This window comes from Microbacterium sp. LWH13-1.2, assembly GCF_038397735.1.
Lineage (GTDB): Bacteria > Actinomycetota > Actinomycetes > Actinomycetales > Microbacteriaceae > Microbacterium.
In genome coordinates, this window is record NZ_CP151635.1 from 3,411,589 (window position 1) to 3,429,829 (window position 18,241).

Below are 18,241 nucleotides of genomic sequence, written 5' to 3' on the forward strand. Positions count from 1 at the left end.
GCTCAGGCGTCGACGGTCACTGCCTGCAGTGCGTGCACGACCGGCGCGAGCTCGGGCTGGGTCACCGCATCGCTGAGCGCGCGTTCGAGGGTGTCGTCATGGATCGGATGCGCCTGCTCGTACAGCGCCAGGCCGGCCGGCGTGAGCTCGGTGTAGATGCCTCGACGGTCGTCGGCGCAGAGGATGCGGGTGAGCAGCCCCCGGTCTTCGAGACGAGTCACGAGCCGAGTCGTCGCGCTCGGGCTCAGGGCCGTCGCACGGGCGAGCTGCTGCATCCGCATGTGCCAGCCGTCCTGCCTGCTGAGCGCGTCGAGCACGGTGTACTCGACGACCGACAGGCCCACCGATGCGCCGAGCGCCTTCTCGAGGTCGGCCTCGATGATGCCGTGCAGAGCGGCGAGTGTCCGCCAGCCCCGAGCGCGGATCTCGACAGCATCGTCTGAGATGCCCACAGTGACCTCCGAAGTAGTTGCTTGCGCGGGATACTTGCGTGTGCAACGATTATCCCTCGGACGCAATATCCCGCGTCTGCAACTACTTTAGCAGAGGACTTCGGAGCACACCCATGCCACTCGGACTCATCGCACTCGCCATCGGCGCCTTCGGGATCGGACTCACCGAGTTCGTGATCATGGGCCTTCTTCCCGAGGTCGCCACAGACTTCGGAGTCACCGAGGCCACGGCGGGCTGGCTCATCTCGGGCTACGCGCTGGCGGTGGTCGTCGGCGCGCTCGGCCTCACCGCCGCCACGACGCGACTGCCCCGCAAGCCCGTGCTGCTCGGCCTCGTCGTGCTGTTCATCGCGGGCAACGCGCTCACCGCTCTCGCCCCGGACTACACGATCGCCATGATCGGCCGCATCATCGCAGCTCTCTGCCACGGCGCGTTCTTCGGCATCGGCTCGGTCGTCGCGGCCGCGCTCGTCGCCCCCGAGAAGAAGGCGCGCGCGATCGCGATCATGTTCACCGGTCTCACGGCCGCCAACGTGTTCGGAGTGCCCTTCGGCACGTTCCTCGGGCAGCAGTTCGGGTGGCGCTCGACGTTCTGGGTGATCTCGGCCATCGGTGTGATCGCGTTCGCCGGCATCGCGTTCCTCGTCACTGCCCCGAAGGTCGCAGGCGAGCAGGTGAGCCTTCGGAGCGAGCTCCGCGCCTTCCGTTCGGGCCAGGTCTGGCTCTCGCTCATCGTCACCGCCCTCGCGTTCGGCGGCATGTTCGGCGCCTTCACCTACATCGCGTACACATTGACCGGCGTCACGGGCTTCGCCGACACCACGGTGCCGTGGCTGCTCGTGCTGTTCGGCGCGGGTCTCGTGGCCGGCAACTGGATCGGCGGACGCCTGGCCGATCGCTCGATCGACCGCACTCTCCTGATCTTCATCGCAGCTCTCGTCGTCGTACTCGTGCTGTTCGGCTTCTTCGCGTGGTCGCAGCCCGTCACGATCGGGATTCTCGTGCTGATGGGAGCGTTCGGCTTCGGCACGGTGCCTGGCCTGCAGAGCCGCATCATGCACTACGCCGGCGGAGCGCCGACCCTCGCCTCCGGCGCGAACATCGGTGCGTTCAACGTCGGCAATGCTCTCGGCGCCTGGGCCGGCGGCCTCGGCATCGCTGCGGGTCTCGGCTACACCTCGCCCATCTGGATCGGCGCCGCGATCACGGCATCCGCACTGGTCGTCATGGTGATCGCCGTCGTCGCGGCCCGGCGGCCGTCGCCCGCAGCGACCGGCACCCTCCAGACCGTCGCCGCATGACCGCACACACCCGCACACCGAACAAGAAGGAATCAGCAGTGAGCACTCCCACCATCCCCACCGTCACCCTGAACAACGGCATCGAGATGCCGCAGCTCGGCTACGGCGTCTTCCAGGTGCCGGATGGGGAGACGACGGCGGCCGTCGCCGCGGCCCTCGACGCCGGATACCGCAGCATCGACACCGCAGCGGTCTACGGCAATGAGGCGGGCGTCGCCCGCGCGCTCAGCCAGTCGGGCATCGACCGCAGCGACCTCTTCGTGACCTCCAAGGTCTGGATCACCGACCATGGCTACGACGCCGCACTTCGCGCGTATGACGAGTCGCTCGAGCGCCTCGGCCTCGACCACCTCGACCTGTACCTGATCCACTGGCCCACGCCCGCGCTCGGAACGTACGCCGAGACGTGGCGGGCCCTCGAGAAGCTCTACGCCGACGGGCGCGTTCGCGCGATCGGGGTCTCGAACTTCGAGCCGGAGCACCTCGAACGGCTCGTGTCCGAGGGCGGCGTCGTGCCCGCGGTCAACCAGGTCGAGCTGCACCCGGCGCTGCAGAACCGTGCGGTTGCCGCCGCGAACGCTCAGCGGGGGATCATCACCGAGGCGTGGAGTCCGCTCGCGCAGGGCGCCGTGCTCGGTGACGCCTCCGTGGTCGATATCGCCGGCCGCCACGGCAAGACTCCCGCACAGGTGGTGCTGCGCTGGCATCTGCAGCAGGGTCGTGTCGTGATCCCGAAGTCGGTGACCCCGGCGCGCATCGCGCAGAACCTCGACGTGTTCGATTTCGTGCTGGACGCCGAGGAACTCGCGACGATAGACGGTCTCGAGCGCGACGGTCGCACGGGGCCGCACCCGGCCGAGTTCAACGGCTGACGCCACCGTCTGGTCATGCGGGCGCGGTGCTTACTGCGCCCGCATGAACTCCTCGGCTGCGGCGACCTGCTCGGGGGTCGGGCGGACGCCGGTGTAGAGCACGAACTGCTCGAGCGCCTGCAGGGTCGCGACCTCGGCGCCGGTGATCACGGTCTTCCCGGCTGCGCGCCCCGCCGCGATCAGTGGAGTCTCGGCAGGAAGAGCCACGACGTCGAACACGATGGATGCCGCGGCGATCTGCTCCTCGGTGAACGACAGCGCATGCTCGTCCGCCCCACCGGCCATACCGATCGGGGTGATGTTGACGATCACGTCGGCGGTCATGGCATCCGCATCCGCCGTCCAGTCGAATCCGTAGAGGTCGGCGAGCCCGCGACCGCGCTCCTCGTTGCGCGCCACGATCGTGACGCGCGAGAATCCGGCGTCACGGAAGGCGGCGGCCGTCGCCTTCGCCATGCCGCCGGAACCGCGCAGCAGCACGGACGACGACGGGTCGAGCGTGTTCCGCTCGATCAGCTGGGCGATCGCGCTGTAGTCGGTGTTGTGGGCCGTGAGCACGCCGTCGTCGTTCACGATGGTGTTGACCGAGTCGATCGCGGTGGCCGACGGGTCCATGCGGTCGACGAGTGCGATCACGTCCTCTTTGTAGGGCATCGAGATCGCGCATCCGCGGATGCCGAGCCCGCGCACGCCGGCGATCGCCTGTCCGAGGTCGGCCGGTGCGAACGCCTTGTAGATCCAATTCAGCCCCAGCTCCTCGTAGAGGAAGTTGTGGAATCGGGTTCCGTTGTTGCTCGGGCGCGCGGACAGCGAGATGCACAGCGTCATGTCTTTGTTCAGCATGGTCACCGACTCAGGGTACCCGCGGAGTCTGCGAGAGATCGGGCCGAAAGGCCTTCACCGATATCGCCCGGGGTCAACCCCCATGGCGTCCGGGCGGCTGCTCGCCTAGTGTGAAGGTGCGTGCGCAGGGGATTGATCGTCTCCGTCCACCCCAGATGACGGGCTGCCTTCCCCAGAGGCAAGGCGATCCGTGCACGCGATTGGGCCCTCTCGAGTGGTTCTGTCCCCAACAGGCTGCTCGAGAGGGCCGCTGATCGCACGTCATTCAAGTTTTTTCCGATTTGTCCCCCATATGGGGGACAAAAGGGTCTCGGAGGGGTTAGGCTGGAATCTGACGCACCCTCCGGTCGTCTTCGGCCCTCATCGCTCCCCCCGCGGTGAGGGCCACACCATTTTTCGGGCACCTCTCGTCGTCGAGACGAGTGCCGCGTGTGTGACCGATGATTACCGCTCATGCAACATTTGGGTTACGGGCTGACCTCGGGACTTCCGCTCAGCGCGTGCTCCACTAGCGTGGAGCACGTCGGGGCATCCTGCGTCGGCTTCTTTCCAGCAGAACAGGCAGTACATGAGCACCCAGGGCACGGTTAAGTGGTTCAACTCGGAGAAGGGCTTCGGCTTCATCTCCCCCGACGACGGCGGCGCTGACGTTTTCGCGCACTACTCCGCCATCGAGTCATCCGGCTACCGCTCTCTCGAAGAGAACCAGCGAGTCGAGTTCGACGTGGCGCAGGGCCCCAAGGGCCTGCAGGCTGAGAACATCCGTCCGCTCTGAGAGCGGACGTCCATAGAACTCCCTGACCGGTGGTCCGCACTCGATGCGACCCCCGGCAGGGAGTTCTGTGCTTTCTGGAGGGCTGGTCCGGCGGTCAGCGGAGCAGCAGTGCGCGCAGCTCGTCGGCGGATGCAGCGCGGAACGCGGCTTCGTCGCCTTCGTGCGCGTCGCTGAAGCCCCACTCGACGAAGATCACGGGCACGCCGTTCGCGTTGCCGCCCTCGACGTCGTGGTGGCGGTCGCCGATGAGCACCGGTCGTGATACGTCCGCGCCTCGCTCGGCGAGACGGCGCAGGGCCTCCGCGACGATGTCGGTCTTGGAGGCGAGGGTCGACTCGTCGGGAGTCGCGCCGACCGTCGTGAGGAAGTACGGGCGCAGCTCGAAGAAGTCGATGATCGCGTCGACCTGGATCTCGGGCTTCGAGCTCGCGGTCGCCTGCGGCACACCGGCGGTGTGCAGGTCGCGGATGATCTCGGGTACGCCGGGGTAGGTGGCGACGTCGGTCGTGTAGCCGTCGGCCTTGCCGAGCGTCCGGTAGAACGCCACGGCCTCGGCGGACTGCTCGGGAGTCATTCCCGCCTGCGCCTGGAACGACTGGAACATCGGCGGGCCGATCCAGTGAACGAGCTCCTCGCGTGTCGGCGCAGGGTGCCCGAAATGGGTGAGGGCGACGTTCAGTCGACGGAGGATGCCGACCGACGCGTCGGCGATCGTGCCGTCGACGTCCCAGAGCACGCAGGAGTAGGGGGAAGAAGCCATGTCTTCCAGCCTATGGGCAGTGCACGAGTCGACCGACCGTGATGAACATGTGTGCAGCTCGCCTCAGAAGAGGCGAGGGATGCCGGACTCGATGCCCTTCATGTCGTCGTAGTCGAGCACGAGACAGCGGATGCCGCGGTCCTCGGCGAGCACACGCGCCTGCGGCTTGATCTCCTGCGCGGCGAAGACGCCCTGCACGGGGGCGAGGTGCGGATCGCGACCCAGCAGCTCGAGGTAGCGGGTGAGCTGCTCGACGCCGTCTATGTCGCCGCGGCGCTTGATCTCGACAGCGATGGCCGCGCCGTCGGCATCCCGTACGAGCAGGTCGACCGGGCCGATCGCCGTCGGGTATTCGCGACGCACCAGTGTCGCGCCGTCGGAGATGCGGTCGACCTGTTCCGCCAGCAGACGCTGCAGGTCGGCTTCGACGCCGTCCTTCTGCAGTCCGGGGTCGATGCCGAGGTCGTGGTTGGTGTCGTGCAGGATCTCGTAGATCTGCACGCGCAGGGCGTCGCCGGTCTTCTTGTGCGTGACGCGCCAGACCTCGGTGACTCCGGCGATGGACTCCTCTTCGCCCGGTAGCTCGGTGGCGAGCGTGCACGGCGGGCTCATCCAGTTCAGCGGCTTGTAGCTGCCGCCGTCGGAGTGCACGAGCAGACTCCCGTCTCCCTTGTGCACGAGCAGACGCGTGGCGAGCGGGAGATGGGCGTTGAGGCGGCCCGTGTAATCCACGGAGCAGCGGGCGATGACGAGACGCACCCGTCGAGCCTACTTCGTCGGGCGCACTCCTTCTGCGGCGACGGGCGGTGTCGACATCTCGTCCTGGCGCAGGGGCCGGGCGGCTCCCGAGAACAGACCCGAGAGCACGACGAGGCCGACCAGGATGAACAGGGTGTTCAGCAGGCCGATGTGCTCGCTGATGAAGCCGAGCACCGGCGGACCGCCCAGGAACGAGATGTAGCCGATCGTCGCCGCGGCGCTCACGCGGGCGGCCGCCTTGGCGGGGTCGTCCGCTGCAGCGGACATTCCGAGCGGGAAGCCGAGCGATGCGCCGATGCCCCACAGCGCCGCACCCGCGAACACCAGCGGAAGGCTCGGCGCGAGGATGAACAGCAGGATGCCGGATGCCGCGGCCACCGCGAGGATGCGCAGCACCGCAACGCGGCCGAAACGATCGACCAGTGGCCCACCGAAGACGCGCACGACGGTCATCGCGACCGAGAACGTGGCGAGCGCGGCTGCGCCGAGTGCGGTTCCGCCACCGTGATCTTCGGCGACCCCCAGGGCGAGCCAGTCGTTGGCGCCGCCCTCGGCGAACGACATGCCGAGCATCACGACACCGATCGCATACGTGCGCGGCTCGCGCCAGGCAGACAGCGCGACATGCATCCGCTCGCGCCAGTGCGGCTTCTCGCCGTCGTCGTCGCCGGGATCGAGCGCCTCCTGGCGCCGGGGGACGCTGGCGATGCTGACGACACCGATAGCGGCGATCAGCACCGCGATCACGAGGGTGTGCGTGAAGACGTTGATCCGCAGCTGCGCGGCGAGGGCTCCGAGCCCGGCGCCGATGACGGTGCCGAAGCTGAAGAATGCGTGGAAGAGCGGGAGGATGGTCTTTCCCGAGTGCTGCTCGATCGCCGTGGCCTCGACGTTCATCATGACGTCGACGCATCCGTTGCCGAGGCCGAACAGCACCAGGCCGATGAGCACGACGGCGTACGAGCCGAGCACGTTGGCTCCGATGCCGATCAGCGCGACGCCGGACGCGAAGGTGAAGATCGACACCATCATGCCGAGGCGTGCGCCGGTGCGCGCCATGATCGCGGGACTCGTCGAGATCCCGATGATCGACGCGATCCCCGCGCCGAGCAGCAGCATGCCGACCTGTGCCTTGTCGACCTCGAGCGCGAGCTTGATGTCGGGGACACGAGATGCCCAGGTCGCGATCGACAGACCGCTGGCGAGGAAGATCGCGAAGATCGCCGTGCGCCAGCGCACGTACTGCGATCGGGAGAGAGCCGTGTCCATGATCGACAGCATATCGAATCGATTCGATGCAGAGGAACCGGGGGAGCTATCCTCGGAGTATGACGAGTCACGAGACCACGCGCCGGGCGACCATCGCCGATGTCGCACGCGCGGCCGGCGTGGCGACGTCGACGGCATCGGTCGTCTTCAGCGGAAAGGCGAACGTCGCGCCGGCGACTCGCGAGCGGGTGCTCGCGGTCGCTGCCGAACTCGGGTACGCCGGGCCCGACCCGCGCGCCGCCTCGCTGCGCCGAGGACGCAGCGGCATCGTCGCCGTGGTGCTCGAAGGGCATCTGCGGGCGGCGTTCCTCGATCCGGTGACCACCGCGATGATGGACGGTCTCACAGACGGGATGGCCGACCTGAGCGCGGGCATCCTGCTCATGCGCGACGAGCCCGGCGATGACGGATCGTCGCTGTCGAACGCGCCCGTCGATGCCGTCGTGCTGATCGGGTGCTCCGGCCGCACGAAGGCCTCGCTCGACATCGTCCGCAGTCGTGGCCTGCCCGTCGTCGTGATCGAGGGTGATGCGGGCGAGGGGATCCCGAGGATCACGCTCGACAACACCGCGGCGGCCGCTGACGTCGCCCGTCATCTGCGCGACCTGGGGCACCGCGACGTCGCCCTCGTCACTCTGCCCCTCGACACCGGACGCGAGAGAGGCCCCGTGACTCAGGAGCGCATCGACTCCGCCACAGTCGACGTCACGATCGATCGCCTCGCCGGCATGCGCGAGATCTTCCCTGATGCACCGGCCATCTCGGCGGGCGGCAGCCTGATCGATGAGGGTCTTCTCGCCGGACGCATTCTGCTGGCGGATGCCGGGTCGCGGCCGACGGCCGTCCTGGCGCAGAGCGACCTCCTCGCGGTCGGGATCGTCCGCGCGGCGGAGGAACTCGGACTGCGGGTGCCCGAAGATCTGTCGGTCGCGGGCTTCGACGGCATCGCCGCCGACGGGCTCGGCGATCTCGTGCTCACCACGAGCGTGCAGCCGGCCGTCGAGAAGGGACGCGCGGCGGGCGAACAGGTCGCCCGGATGCTCCGAGGCGAGCCGGGCCTGACGCTGCACCTCACCTGCCGGTTCCGCGAAGGCACGACGACGGCACCGCCCGCGCGCTGATCTCAGCTGTGCGCAGGGCCGAGGGGCAGCGTCGCGTCGCCGAAGTCGAGGATCGAGTACCGGCCGCAGTCGATGACTCGGTCGGGCACGGCGGACACCGGGAGATCCCACGGCACCGTCTGTGAATCCTCGACGAGGAACGAGACCTCGCCGACCTCGAAGTCGGTGCGATTCACGAGCCACGCGTATCCGTTGAGCCGATGATCGACCTGCACCAGCCCTGACGGGTCGTCGAGGTGCAGCTTCGGGAGACGGACTGTCCAGAACTGCCCTGCGCCGGTGCGTCCTGAGGTGTCGACCCAGTCGGTGACGCAGGCGAGATCGGGGTCCGGCTGCTGCGCGGCATCCGCGAGGCGAGGGATGCTCAGGCCGCCGCCGACGAGGAGCAGCGCGACGGCGGCCGCGGCGGACGCTCGGCGCAGGCGCAGGCGCACAGGGAAGGTCACCGCACGGGGCGCGGCGACGAGGGCGAGCAGCGGTGCGAAGACGACCGGCTGGAGGTAGCGCGCCGCGTGGGTGCCGAGAGCGATGGCGCCGACGACGACCAGCAGCGGCACGATCCAGGCGACGGCGGCGACCAGCCGAGAGCCGACATCGGGCGCACGAACGGTGCGGACCACGGCGAGCGTGACGAGAGCCAGAGTCATCAGCGACGCGAGGATGCCGGGCGCTGTCGAGAGACGGTCGGCGAGCAGTCCGCCGTAGTAGGCGATCGATTCGGGCCAGAGCTCTGGCTGTGCGTACCCGGCTCCGGTGTTCGCGATCCATGCCGCGAACGGAATACGTGCGAGGAAGCCGAGTCCTGTCGCCCCGACGAGGGTGACCGCCGCGGTGAGGATGCGGGTCCGTCGGCCTGCGTCGAGGAGGGCGGTGACGGCGAGGACGAACATCAGCGGCACCGTCCCCCAGACGGCGAAGAGCGGGTTGGTGAGGGTCGAGAACAGAGCGACCGCGCCGAGAGCGACCACGAGTCCGACGCCGCGTGCTCGTCGATCGAGCATGCGTCGCATGATGCCGACCGCAAGGATCACGGCGACGACCGTCGCCGAGTAGTAGGTGGTGGTCAGCTGCAGCGACGCGAGTTCGAGCGCGTCGCGCGACGGGGACGTCTCGGTCATCGCCAGAGCGCCGAAGGCGGCGAGAGCGATGATCGACCAGGCCACCGGAGCGTAACCCGGGCGGGACCGCCCCGCGACCAGGCGGATCGCCCCGTACAGGGCGAGCAGGTTCAGTGCCCCGCTCACCGCGAAGAGGCCGTTCGCACCGACGGGGAGAGCAGCGTCGAGAGCCGCGAAGCCCGCGGATTCGGGTATGAAGAGCACGCTCGACATGGCCCAGTCGAGCTTCTCTCCGGAGAGCACTGACCGGGCGACCATCGCGACGATCAGCGAGTCGCCGTCGCGGAACAGCAGGTCGGCGCGGGCGGACGCGGCCACCGTGGCTGCGGTGATCAGCGAGACGGCGGCGGCCGCGATCCACCCGGCCAGCTCTCGCGCCCATGCCCGTGTCACGCAGCTACTCTGCCACGGCCCGCACACGTTCGAATCGCGTGAACGGCAGCATCCGGATTCGATTCACGACCGTCTGCGCGATTCGAGAGGTTCGGTGACCCTGTGGCGAGGTCAGGACGAGGCCTGAGTCCTCAGATCCCAGATCTGCTCGAGGGGAGCTGTGCCTTCGGCTCCGTCGGCGTCGCGGAAGACCTCGACGAACCGGCCGATGTCGGCCTGCCAGGCGTGGTCGGCGGGGTCGTCCTTCAACGCGGCGACCGCGGAATCCCAGTCGTCGCAGTCGACGAGGTGGAACAGGCGGTGGCCCGACCGCCAGATCGTCCAGTCGTGGATGCCGATGCGAGCGAACGTCGCCGCGAGGGCATCCGGGATGCGCGCGTGGTTCGTGCGATAGTCGTCGATCGCGCCGTCGCGGATCTCGGAGTGGAGGGCGATGCGCATGATGAGGCCTCTCGTCAGTCCCGGGGGCGGAAGGAGATCGCGACGGGGGCCGCGGCGTCCGCCACTTCGACCAGGATCCCACCATCCACGCGCTCGGCCGCAACGGTGCGCTCGCCGATGCGGGCCGTGCGCTCGTCGAGGATTCGATCGGGGTCTGGCAGAAGGACGCGACCGCTCTGATCGACGACGGTGTGCACCGCGTCGTCCGTGCGGGTCCAGCGGATCCACGGGACTTCTGAGGCCTGCATGCGGGGCTCAGGTCGAGCACCGAACACCGCATGTCCGTACCGGGCGTTCCATGCACCGATGCCCTCGAGCGTCCGGCGCTGCAGCTCGGGGATGCGCCCCGACGCCTCGAGTCCGATGTTCAGCAGCAGATTGCCGCCGCGCGAGACGACATCGACGAGCAGGCGCACGGCCTCGTGGGCGGAGAGCAGGTGCTCGCTCGTCTCGTTGCGGTTATGCCCGAACGACAGGCCGATGCCGCGCGTGTTCTCCCACGCCTCGCCGACTTCGACCGCCGTGCCGTGCACGTATTCGCTGGTGCGGAAGTCCCAGTGCGATTCGCCCCAGCGGTCGTTGACCACGCCGTCGGGAACGCGTTCGTAGAACGTGCGGAACGCGTGCGCGAGGCTCTTCGGCCCCGGTTCGATCCCTGCGTCGGGCCAGCGGATGTCGCCCCACAGGATGTCGGGGCGGTAGCGGTCGATCAGGTCGATCACGTGATCATGTGCGTACTCGGCGTAGGCGAGGTCGTCGGGAGCCGGGTCGCCGTCGTGCTCGATCGGCGGAAGGTCGGAGAAGTGCCAGTCGAGCCCGCCCGAGTAGTAGACGCCGAAGCGGAGTCCCGCGTCGCGGGTGGCCTCGGCGAAGGCCCCGATCAGGTCCTGCTGAGGCCCGCGGGCGACGGTGTTGCGTCCGTCGGTGCCCGGTGCGTCCCACAGGGTGACTCCGTCGTGGTGCTTGGTGGTCGGGATGAAGTAGCCGGCTCCCGTCGCCGCGACGACCGCGAGCACCTCGTCGGCGTCGAACGCCTCGGCCTTCCACTGGTCGAGGAAGTCGTCATATGGGGCTCCGCCGTGCACCTCCTGCTGATGCGCGTGTGCGGGGGAGCCCTCGATGCGGATCGTGTTGGCGTACCACTCCGCGTAGGGATTGTGCGCGTACCACTGCTCCCTCGGCACCGCTCCGAGCTCGCCCGTCGGCTCCGCCCAGGCGGGCACGGAGTAGGGGCCCCAGTGCACGAAGATCCCGAGGGCTGCACCGCGGAACCACTCGGGCAGCGGTCGCTCGAACTCGCGATACGCCTCCGGACGAACGGGATCGGTCTTGAACATCGCCATGGTCGGCACCTTTCATCACACCCTTGTGAACTGTTTCGTCTATCACGTATCCTATAGGAAATTGTGAACTCAAAGGAGAGATTCGATGACGGACGCAGGCTTTCGACGGCCCACGGAGCGCATCCCCGGTGGGGAGTGGTTCAGCGGCGCGGGCTTCGGCATCTTCGTGCACTGGGATCAGGCGTCGCAGCAGGGGATCGAGATCTCCTGGCCGCTGGTCGGGCGCTCGATCATCCCGGGCACGGACGAGGTGGAGGATGCCGTGACCGTCGCCGAGTACCAGGCGACGGCGCCGACGTTCGACCCCACGGAGTGGGATGCCGCAGATCTCGCGCGACGGGCGCGAGAGGCCGGCGCCACCTACGTCGTCTTCACCGCCCGCCACCACGCGGGATACAACATGTTCTTCACGGAGCAGTCGGACTTCGGCGTCGAGCACGGCCCCTTCGGCCGCGACATCACGCGCGAGTTCGTCGATGCCGTTCGGGCTGAGGGGCTGAAAGTCGGCATCTACTACAGCCTCCCGGACTGGAACCATCCCGACTACCCGGCCTTCCGCGATGAGGATCTGCCCTACAAGCTCGAGCACTGGCCCGCAGCGGGCCTCGCCGAGTTCGCCGACACCCCCGATGCCACCGACCGCCACCGTCGGTCATCCCCGGAGGAGTGGTCGCGCTACCTCGACTACGTGCGCGCCCAGCTCACCGAGCTGCTCACGAATTACGGACAGATCGACCTGCTCTGGTTCGACGGCGACTGGGAGCGCTCCGCCGTCGAGTGGACGGCGCCGGGCCTTCGCCGCCTCATCAAGGAGCTGCAGCCGGACGTCGTCATCAACGACCGCCTCCCCGGGCAGGGCGACTACCGCACTCCCGAACAGGGCTTTCCCCTGAGCCCGCCCTCCGGGCCCTGGGAGCTGTGCCTCACGATCGGCGACCACTGGGCGTGGCGCAAGGGTCCTGACAACGAGAAGTCTGCACGGTCGCTGCTCGTCACCCTCATCGACGTGGTCGCCCGCGGGGGGAACCTGCTGCTCAACGTGGGCCCTGGGCCCGACGGCACGCTGCCGGCTGTCGAGCAGGAGCGGTTGCAGGAGTTCGCCGACTGGATGCAGGCGCACGCCGAATCCGTGATCGGCGCGGAGCCCACCGAGGGCGTCGACTTCCACGGCCCCACGACCGCCCGGGCCGGACGCCTGTATCTGCATCTGACGGCGCTGCCCGTCGACGAGATCATCGTGCGCGGCCTGCCGGTGCGCAGGATCACTCGCGTGCATCGTCTCGCCGACGGCCTCGATCTCGCCCACGATGCGAGCTTCGAGGTGCACGAGGCCTCCATCGCGGGCGACGACCTCGGCGAGCTGCGGATCGTCGCGCCCGCACCGAGCGGCGCCCTGATCGACGTGATCGCCATCGACTTCTCCGAGTGACCCGAGCAGTACCCGAACACCCGAGCACCACCCCCCTCACCCATCGCATCGAATCAGCATCCAATGAAGGAGGCAGACAGAATGAATGCACTCTCATCCCGACGCGCGAAGCGTCTCGTCCTGACCGGAGTCGCGGGCCTCACCGCGATCACCCTCGCCGGCTGTGCCAGCGGATCCGGCAGCGGAGGCGGCGACGCAGGCGGCCCGCTCGTGCTCTACACGTGGGCCGCCAGCGAAGGCGACCAGGCTCAGTGGGCCGACTTCATCGACGGCGCCAAGGCTGAGGACCCCGACCTCGACATCATGGTCGAAGGCCCGAGCTTCTCGGACTACTGGACCAAGGTGAAGACGCGACTGAGCGGCTCCAATCCGCCGTGCCTGCTCACCACCCAGGCCGCCAGGGCGCAGGAGCTCGGAGACCTGCTGATGCCCCTCGACGACCTGATCGAGAAGAGCGGCTTCGACATCGAGAACATCGATGCGTCGATGCTCAGCGGCATGACCGTCGACGGCACGATCCGCGCCATCCCCTACGACGCCGAGCCGATCGTGCTCTTCTACAACGTCGAGGCATTCCAGGCCGCAGGTCTCGAGCTGCCGGGCACCGAGTACACCCGTGATCAGTTCATCTCCGATGCCAGAGCACTCACCGACGGAGAGAAGAAGGGCCTCGCGCTCGCTCCCGGCATCTTCATCCCCAACGCCTGGTCGCTCGCCGACGGGGTGCCCGCCGTCACCGAAGACGGCGAGCTCGACCTGACGAACTCCGACTTCGTCGACCAGGTGCAGAGCTTCTTCGACCTCGTGTCGGTCGAACAGGTCGCCAAGGCGCCTGAGGCCGCTGACGGCTCCGAGGTCTCGCAGCAGGCGTTCACCTCGGGAGAGGTACCGATGCTGATCGAGGGCCCGTGGATGTACGGCAGCTTCGCCGACGCCGCCGACTTCACGCTCGGCGTCACGATCGTCCCGTCGACAAGCGGCGAGGCCGCCGCGATGACGGCCGGGTCGGGCTTCGGCATCGCTGCGAACTGCGACCGCCCCGACGAGGCCTTCGCCGCGATCGAGGCGCTGACGTCGGTGTCGGTGCAGGAGAAGCAGGCCGAGGCCCGCGGCATCGTGCCCGCGCGCATCGAGGCGCTGCCTGCCTGGGCCGAGGGCAAGACAGAGGGCGCCGCCGAGGTGGTCGAGGCTCTGCTCGCCGACGCGACCCCGCAGCGCACCACCCCGACCTGGAACCAGGTCGAGACGCTGATGACCCAGTACGGAGTGCAGGGCTACCGGGGTGAGCTGACGGCTGCGGAGATCATGGAGACGATCCAGAACTCGGTCGCGGGCTGAGCGGATGGCGATCATGAGCGAGCGGAGAGAGGCCACGGCCTCCTCTTCGATGCCCGGCGCGGCGGGGGTGCCCTTCGGCTCTCCCGCCCCGCGGGTTCCGAGGCCGCCGCGCCGACGCGGCAACGGCTGGGTGGCGGTCGCCTTCCTCGCCCCGGGGATGATCGGGTTCGTCCTCTTCATCCTCACGCCGCTGTTCGGGTCGGCATTCATCAGCCTCTTCGACTGGAAGCTGTTCGGCAGCCCCGACTTCATCGGGTTCGAGAACTACATCAAACTGTTCCGCGACCCGACGTTCTACACGGTGCTCGGCAACACGCTGATCTTCGCGATCGTCTACACCGCGCTGAACCTCGTCGTCGCCCTCACCATCTCGCTGTGGCTCAGCACGCGCATGAAGGCGGCAGGGGCCTGGAGGGTCATCTTCTTCCTGCCGGTCATCACTCCGATGGTGGCGAACGCCCTTGTGTGGCGTCTTCTGCTCTCGCAGGACGGCCTCGTCAACTCGATGCTCGCGACGGTGGGCATCGACGGCCCCAACTGGCTGTCCGACTCGGCCTGGGCGTTGCCCTCAGTGATCGCGATGTCGGTCTGGCAGTCGTTCGGCTACAACGTGATCGTCCTGTCGGCAGGTCTCAGCGCCATCCCGAAGGAGCTGCTCGAGGCGTCCCGCATCGACGGGACCTCGGCCTGGCAGCGCCTGCGGTTCATCATCCTTCCGCTGCTGTCGCCGTCTCTGTTCTTCTGCTCGACGATGACGATGATCGGCGCCTTCCAGGTCTTCGTGCAGCCGCTGTTCCTCACCCAGGGAGGACCGGGTGAGAGCACCAACACCTTCGTGCTGTACCTCTATCGCAACGGCTTCGTCTTCGATCGGCTCGGCTATGCATCCGCTCTCGCGTGGATCCTCTTCCTCGTGGTGATGCTCATCACCGCCTTGCAGTTCGTCGGCCAGCGCAGGTGGGTGAACTATGAGTGAGGTCATGAGTCTGCCTCGTCGAGCGAGTCAGCGCCGGGACTCGATCAAGGAGTGGCTGAACACCGCAGCCATCGCCGCGGTCGCGCTGATCTTCGCGTTCCCGTTCATCTGGATGTTCCTCACCGCTCTCAAGCCCGAGAACGAGGTGTTCACGGCGACGCCGCAGATCTTCGGCTCGGAGATCCGCTGGGCCAACTTCGTCGAGGCGTGGACGGTCGTGCCCTTCGGCCGGTTCATCCTCAACGGCCTTCTCGTCGCGATCCTCGGCGCCGCGCTCTCGGTGATCGTCGCAGTGCTGTCGGCGTACGCCTTCTCGCGGCTGCGCTTCAAGTACCGCGACAAGCTCTTCCTGCTGTTCGTGCTCACGCTCGTGCTGCCCCAGGAGGTGCTCGTCGTCCCGCTGTTCATCATGATCAACAGCTGGGGGTGGAACGACAGCTATGCGGCCCTCATCATCCCGTTCGCCTTCACCGCGTTCGGCACGTTCCTGATGCGCCAGTTCTTCCTCACCATCCCGATGGAGTACGAGGAAGCGGCGCTGATCGACGGCGCCTCGCGGCTGCGCACCCTGTGGTCGGTGCTGCTTCCGCAGCTCGTCGCGCCGCTGAGCGTGCTCGCGGTGTTCTCGTTCATCGGCTACTGGAACTCGTACCTGTGGCCGCTGATCATCATCAACACGCAGGACATGGCCACCGTGCCCCTCGGGCTCGGCATGTTCACCGGTCAGTTCGGCACGCAGTGGTCGCTGCTGATGGCCGCGTCGACGCTGGCCGTCATCCCCTCGTTGATCCTCGTGCTGCTGCTGCAGAGGCAGCTCATCAAGGGAGTCACCCTGGGCGGACTCGGAGGACGCTGATGACCACGACACACGACACCACCCGGGGCCTCCTCGAGGTCACGGCAGATGCGACGGCAGGCAGCCGCATCGTGCACGCCGAGGCGCAGCTGTGCGACCTGCCGGTCGAGACCGAGCGGACGGATGCTCTGCAGACGTTCGTCAAGCAGGAGACCATCCTGGTGCGGCTGCGCACTGCGGACGGCACAGAGGGCACCGGATACAGCTACACGATCGGCACCGGCGGAGGAGCGGTGCTCAGTCTGCTGCGCGAGACGCTGCTGCCCGCGCTGATCGGGCTCGAGGCAGAGCGCCCTGAAGCGCTGTGGCTCGCACTGTTCGGCATCACGCGCGCCACGACGGTGGGGCCGGTCACCGCGCTCGCGCTCGCCGCAGTCGACACCGCGGTGTGGGATGCGAAGACCCGCCGAGCCGGCCTGCCGCTGTGGGTCGCGGCGGGTGGAGCCGCACCGTCCGTCCCGGTGTACGACACCGAGGGCGGGTGGCTGCACTTCCGCACCGACGAGCTCGTCGCGCACGCGGTCGACGCGAAGGAACGCGGCATGGGCGGCGTGAAGATCAAGGTCGGGATGCCGCGTGGCCACCAGGACCTGGATCGGCTGCGGGCCGTGCGAGACGCCGTGGGCCCGGGCATGGACATCATGGTCGACGCGAACCAGTCGTTCACGGTGGCTGAGGCCGTGCGACGAGCGCGGCTGTTCGAGCAGGTCGACGTCTTCTGGTTCGAGGAGCCGCTTCCGGCGGAGGACATCGAGGGCCACCGTCTGCTCGCCCGCTCGACCTCGGTGCCGATCGCGGTCGGCGAGAGCATGTACTCGCTCGGCCACTTCCGCGAGCACCTGCAACGAGGTGGGGCATCGATCGTGCAAGCCGATGTCGCCAGGGTCGGCGGCATCACGCCGTGGCTCAAGATCGCACATCTGGCCGAGTCGTTCAACGCCCCGGTCGCCCCGCACTTCCTCATGGAGCTGCACGTGTCACTCGTCTGCGCCATCCCCAACGCGCTGTACCTCGAGCACATCCCGCAGCTGCGAGCGGTCACGACCGGCGAGATCCGCATCGAGAACGGGCGCGGCTGGGCGCCGACCGAGGCAGGGCTCGGAATCGCGTGGGACGACGACGCTCTGGCTCGGCTGATCGTGTCATGAGCGCCGTGGTCTCCTTCGGCTCGCAGCCCGTCGCGATCGGGCGGGCGGGGCTCTCCGCTCCGCCCATCGCGTACGGAGCCGCCGCACTCGGCAACCTCTACCAGGCGCTCGGCGAGGAGGACTGGCCGACGATCGTGCCCGCAGCGTGGGCGGGCGGTGTGCGGTACTTCGATGTCGCGCCGCACTACGGTCTCGGGCTCGCCGAGCGTCGGCTGGGCGAGGGTCTGCGCGACCTGCCGCGCGACGAGATCATCGTCTCGACCAAGGTCGGGCGACTGCTGGTGCCGCAGGATGCCGGGGGCCGCACCGACAGGGAGAATCTGTTCGACGTTCCCGCCGATCACCGTCGTGTGCGCGACTACTCGCGTGACGGTGTGCTGCGCTCGATCGAGCAGTCTCTCGAGCGTCTCGGTCTCGACCGCATCGACATCGCCCTCGTGCACGACCCGGATGATCACGAGCGGGACGCACTGGACGGAGCGTTCCCCGCGCTGAGCGAGCTGCGCGACCAAGGCGTCATCCGCTCCTTCGGCGCCGGCATGAATCAGAGCGGGATGCTCTCGCGATTCGTGCGGGAGACGGATGCCGACGTGATGATGATCGCCGGGCGCTGGACGCTGCTGGATCAGTCGGCGGCGGCCGACCTGCTCCCCGCGGCCGACGAGCGCGACGTCACGGTGCTCGCCGCCGCGGTGTTCAACTCGGGGATCCTTGCGACGGACGCTCCGGGGCAGGACTCCACGTTCGACTACGGCCCCGCAGGCCGCTCGGTGGTCGAACGGGCGCAGGCGATCGCGCGCGTCGCGCATCGCCATGGACGGACGCTCCCGGAGCTGGCCGCCCAGTACCCGTTGACGCACCCGTCAGTCGGGGTCGTCGTGATGGGCGGCGCGAGCGCCGAGCAGGTCGAACGGAACAGCGGGCTCGTCGCTCGACATGTCGGAACCGAGGTGTGGGGCGAACTCCGGGAACGGGGCCTGATCAGCCACGAGGTGGCCCCCGCGCGGCAGGCCGTGGGCCGAGAAGGGCACCCCGTACGATGAGACT

Annotated in this window: 18 protein-coding genes; 10 read left to right on the top strand and 8 right to left on the bottom strand. The window is 68.3% G+C overall.

All coding sequences use genetic code 11. The features are described 5' to 3' along the window. Positions 1-2 precede the first annotated feature (2 nt). Entirely contained in the window at positions 3-452 is a 450-nt protein-coding gene (locus MRBLWH13_RS16450) for a MarR family transcriptional regulator (RefSeq protein ID WP_341955988.1), read from the bottom strand. A gap of 113 nt (positions 453-565) precedes the next feature. On the opposite strand from MRBLWH13_RS16450, the gene MRBLWH13_RS16455 reads away from it, so the two are divergent. Together MRBLWH13_RS16455 and MRBLWH13_RS16460 are read left to right on the top strand one after the other, a co-directional pair. Further along, complete coding sequence (locus MRBLWH13_RS16455) at positions 566-1,753, top strand: MFS transporter (RefSeq protein WP_341955989.1); 1,188 nt, start codon at positions 566-568, stop codon at positions 1,751-1,753. Next, a complete protein-coding gene (locus tag MRBLWH13_RS16460; protein ID WP_341955990.1) occupies positions 1,750-2,625 on the top strand; it encodes an aldo/keto reductase in 876 nt (291 codons plus the stop codon). The genes MRBLWH13_RS16455 and MRBLWH13_RS16460 overlap by 4 nt, the downstream gene beginning before the upstream one ends. A gap of 30 nt (positions 2,626-2,655) precedes the next feature. On the opposite strand, the gene MRBLWH13_RS16465 is transcribed toward MRBLWH13_RS16460, so the two are convergent. Further along, positions 2,656-3,453, bottom strand: coding sequence for a shikimate 5-dehydrogenase (locus MRBLWH13_RS16465; RefSeq protein ID WP_341958343.1), 798 nt, complete (start codon positions 3,451-3,453; stop codon positions 2,656-2,658). Positions 3,454-4,036: 583 nt separating this feature from the next. Here MRBLWH13_RS16465 and MRBLWH13_RS16470 point away from each other — a divergent pair. Continuing rightward, the gene (locus MRBLWH13_RS16470) at positions 4,037-4,243 is read left to right on the top strand and encodes a cold-shock protein (RefSeq protein ID WP_042540947.1); all 207 of its coding nucleotides are present in this window, start codon (positions 4,037-4,039) and stop codon (positions 4,241-4,243) included. Positions 4,244-4,337: 94 nt separating this feature from the next. On the opposite strand, the gene MRBLWH13_RS16475 is transcribed toward MRBLWH13_RS16470, so the two are convergent. The 3 genes from MRBLWH13_RS16475 to MRBLWH13_RS16485 all read right to left on the bottom strand — a co-directional run bounded on the left by MRBLWH13_RS16475 (position 4,338) and on the right by MRBLWH13_RS16485 (position 7,031). Next, a complete protein-coding gene (locus MRBLWH13_RS16475) occupies positions 4,338-5,003 on the bottom strand; it encodes an HAD hydrolase-like protein (RefSeq protein WP_341955991.1) in 666 nt (221 codons plus the stop codon). Between the two features lie 63 nt (positions 5,004-5,066). After that, positions 5,067-5,762, bottom strand: a complete 696-nt coding sequence (gene nucS, locus MRBLWH13_RS16480; protein ID WP_341955992.1) for an endonuclease NucS — start codon at positions 5,760-5,762, stop codon at positions 5,067-5,069. A gap of 9 nt (positions 5,763-5,771) precedes the next feature. Next, entirely contained in the window at positions 5,772-7,031 is a 1,260-nt protein-coding gene (locus MRBLWH13_RS16485; protein ID WP_341955993.1) for an MFS transporter, read from the bottom strand. A gap of 59 nt (positions 7,032-7,090) precedes the next feature. On the opposite strand from MRBLWH13_RS16485, the gene MRBLWH13_RS16490 reads away from it, so the two are divergent. Continuing rightward, positions 7,091-8,152: a LacI family DNA-binding transcriptional regulator gene (locus MRBLWH13_RS16490; protein ID WP_341955994.1), complete on the top strand. Its 1,062-nt coding sequence runs from the start codon at positions 7,091-7,093 to the stop codon at positions 8,150-8,152. A 2-nt stretch (positions 8,153-8,154) separates the two neighbouring features. Here the strand turns inward: MRBLWH13_RS16490 and MRBLWH13_RS16495 are convergent, their stop codons facing one another. The 3 genes from MRBLWH13_RS16495 to MRBLWH13_RS16505 all read right to left on the bottom strand — a co-directional run bounded on the left by MRBLWH13_RS16495 (position 8,155) and on the right by MRBLWH13_RS16505 (position 11,447). Beyond that, positions 8,155-9,663: a hypothetical protein gene (locus tag MRBLWH13_RS16495; RefSeq protein WP_341955995.1), complete on the bottom strand. Its 1,509-nt coding sequence runs from the start codon at positions 9,661-9,663 to the stop codon at positions 8,155-8,157. Positions 9,664-9,774: 111 nt separating this feature from the next. After that, positions 9,775-10,104: an L-rhamnose mutarotase gene (locus MRBLWH13_RS16500; protein WP_341955996.1), complete on the bottom strand. Its 330-nt coding sequence runs from the start codon at positions 10,102-10,104 to the stop codon at positions 9,775-9,777. A 14-nt stretch (positions 10,105-10,118) separates the two neighbouring features. Continuing rightward, complete coding sequence (locus MRBLWH13_RS16505) at positions 10,119-11,447, bottom strand: alpha-L-fucosidase (RefSeq protein ID WP_341955997.1); 1,329 nt, start codon at positions 11,445-11,447, stop codon at positions 10,119-10,121. An 85-nt stretch (positions 11,448-11,532) separates the two neighbouring features. Here MRBLWH13_RS16505 and MRBLWH13_RS16510 point away from each other — a divergent pair, with 85 nt between their 5' ends. The 6 genes from MRBLWH13_RS16510 to MRBLWH13_RS16535 all read left to right on the top strand — a co-directional run bounded on the left by MRBLWH13_RS16510 (position 11,533) and on the right by MRBLWH13_RS16535 (position 18,237). Beyond that, entirely contained in the window at positions 11,533-12,876 is a 1,344-nt protein-coding gene (locus MRBLWH13_RS16510) for an alpha-L-fucosidase (RefSeq protein ID WP_341955998.1), read from the top strand. Between the two features lie 81 nt (positions 12,877-12,957). Beyond that, the gene (locus MRBLWH13_RS16515) at positions 12,958-14,214 is read left to right on the top strand and encodes an extracellular solute-binding protein (protein ID WP_341955999.1); all 1,257 of its coding nucleotides are present in this window, start codon (positions 12,958-12,960) and stop codon (positions 14,212-14,214) included. 13 nt (positions 14,215-14,227) lie between these two features. Beyond that, a complete protein-coding gene (locus MRBLWH13_RS16520) occupies positions 14,228-15,190 on the top strand; it encodes a sugar ABC transporter permease (RefSeq protein ID WP_341956000.1) in 963 nt (320 codons plus the stop codon). Positions 15,191-15,194: 4 nt separating this feature from the next. Next, positions 15,195-16,046, top strand: a complete 852-nt coding sequence (locus tag MRBLWH13_RS16525) for a carbohydrate ABC transporter permease (protein WP_341956001.1) — start codon at positions 15,195-15,197, stop codon at positions 16,044-16,046. Beyond that, positions 16,046-17,194 (top strand): mandelate racemase/muconate lactonizing enzyme family protein, encoded by a 1,149-nt coding sequence (locus tag MRBLWH13_RS16530; protein WP_341956002.1) that lies wholly within the window; start codon positions 16,046-16,048, stop codon positions 17,192-17,194. Before MRBLWH13_RS16525 ends, MRBLWH13_RS16530 begins: the two co-directional genes overlap by 1 nt. Then, on the top strand, positions 17,191-18,237 hold the full coding sequence (locus MRBLWH13_RS16535; protein ID WP_341956003.1) for an aldo/keto reductase: 1,047 nt from the start codon (positions 17,191-17,193) through the stop codon (positions 18,235-18,237). Before MRBLWH13_RS16530 ends, MRBLWH13_RS16535 begins: the two co-directional genes overlap by 4 nt. Positions 18,238-18,241: the final 4 nt, after the last annotated feature.

Coding starts and splice junctions, on each gene's coding strand:
- MRBLWH13_RS16455 (WP_341955989.1), top strand. CDS start 566: ATGCCACTCGGACTCATCGCACTCGCCATCGGCGCCTTCGGGATCGGA.
- MRBLWH13_RS16460 (WP_341955990.1), top strand. CDS start 1,750: ATGACCGCACACACCCGCACACCGAACAAGAAGGAATCAGCAGTGAGC.
- MRBLWH13_RS16465 (WP_341958343.1), bottom strand. CDS start 3,453: ATGACGCTGTGCATCTCGCTGTCCGCGCGCCCGAGCAACAACGGAACC.
- MRBLWH13_RS16470 (WP_042540947.1), top strand. CDS start 4,037: ATGAGCACCCAGGGCACGGTTAAGTGGTTCAACTCGGAGAAGGGCTTC.
- MRBLWH13_RS16475 (WP_341955991.1), bottom strand. CDS start 5,003: ATGGCTTCTTCCCCCTACTCCTGCGTGCTCTGGGACGTCGACGGCACG.
- MRBLWH13_RS16485 (WP_341955993.1), bottom strand. CDS start 7,031: ATGGACACGGCTCTCTCCCGATCGCAGTACGTGCGCTGGCGCACGGCG.
- MRBLWH13_RS16490 (WP_341955994.1), top strand. CDS start 7,091: ATGACGAGTCACGAGACCACGCGCCGGGCGACCATCGCCGATGTCGCA.
- MRBLWH13_RS16500 (WP_341955996.1), bottom strand. CDS start 10,104: ATGCGCATCGCCCTCCACTCCGAGATCCGCGACGGCGCGATCGACGAC.
- MRBLWH13_RS16505 (WP_341955997.1), bottom strand. CDS start 11,447: ATGGCGATGTTCAAGACCGATCCCGTTCGTCCGGAGGCGTATCGCGAG.
- MRBLWH13_RS16510 (WP_341955998.1), top strand. CDS start 11,533: ATGACGGACGCAGGCTTTCGACGGCCCACGGAGCGCATCCCCGGTGGG.
- MRBLWH13_RS16515 (WP_341955999.1), top strand. CDS start 12,958: ATGAATGCACTCTCATCCCGACGCGCGAAGCGTCTCGTCCTGACCGGA.
- MRBLWH13_RS16520 (WP_341956000.1), top strand. CDS start 14,228: ATGAGCGAGCGGAGAGAGGCCACGGCCTCCTCTTCGATGCCCGGCGCG.
- MRBLWH13_RS16525 (WP_341956001.1), top strand. CDS start 15,195: ATGAGTCTGCCTCGTCGAGCGAGTCAGCGCCGGGACTCGATCAAGGAG.
- MRBLWH13_RS16530 (WP_341956002.1), top strand. CDS start 16,046: ATGACCACGACACACGACACCACCCGGGGCCTCCTCGAGGTCACGGCA.
- MRBLWH13_RS16535 (WP_341956003.1), top strand. CDS start 17,191: ATGAGCGCCGTGGTCTCCTTCGGCTCGCAGCCCGTCGCGATCGGGCGG.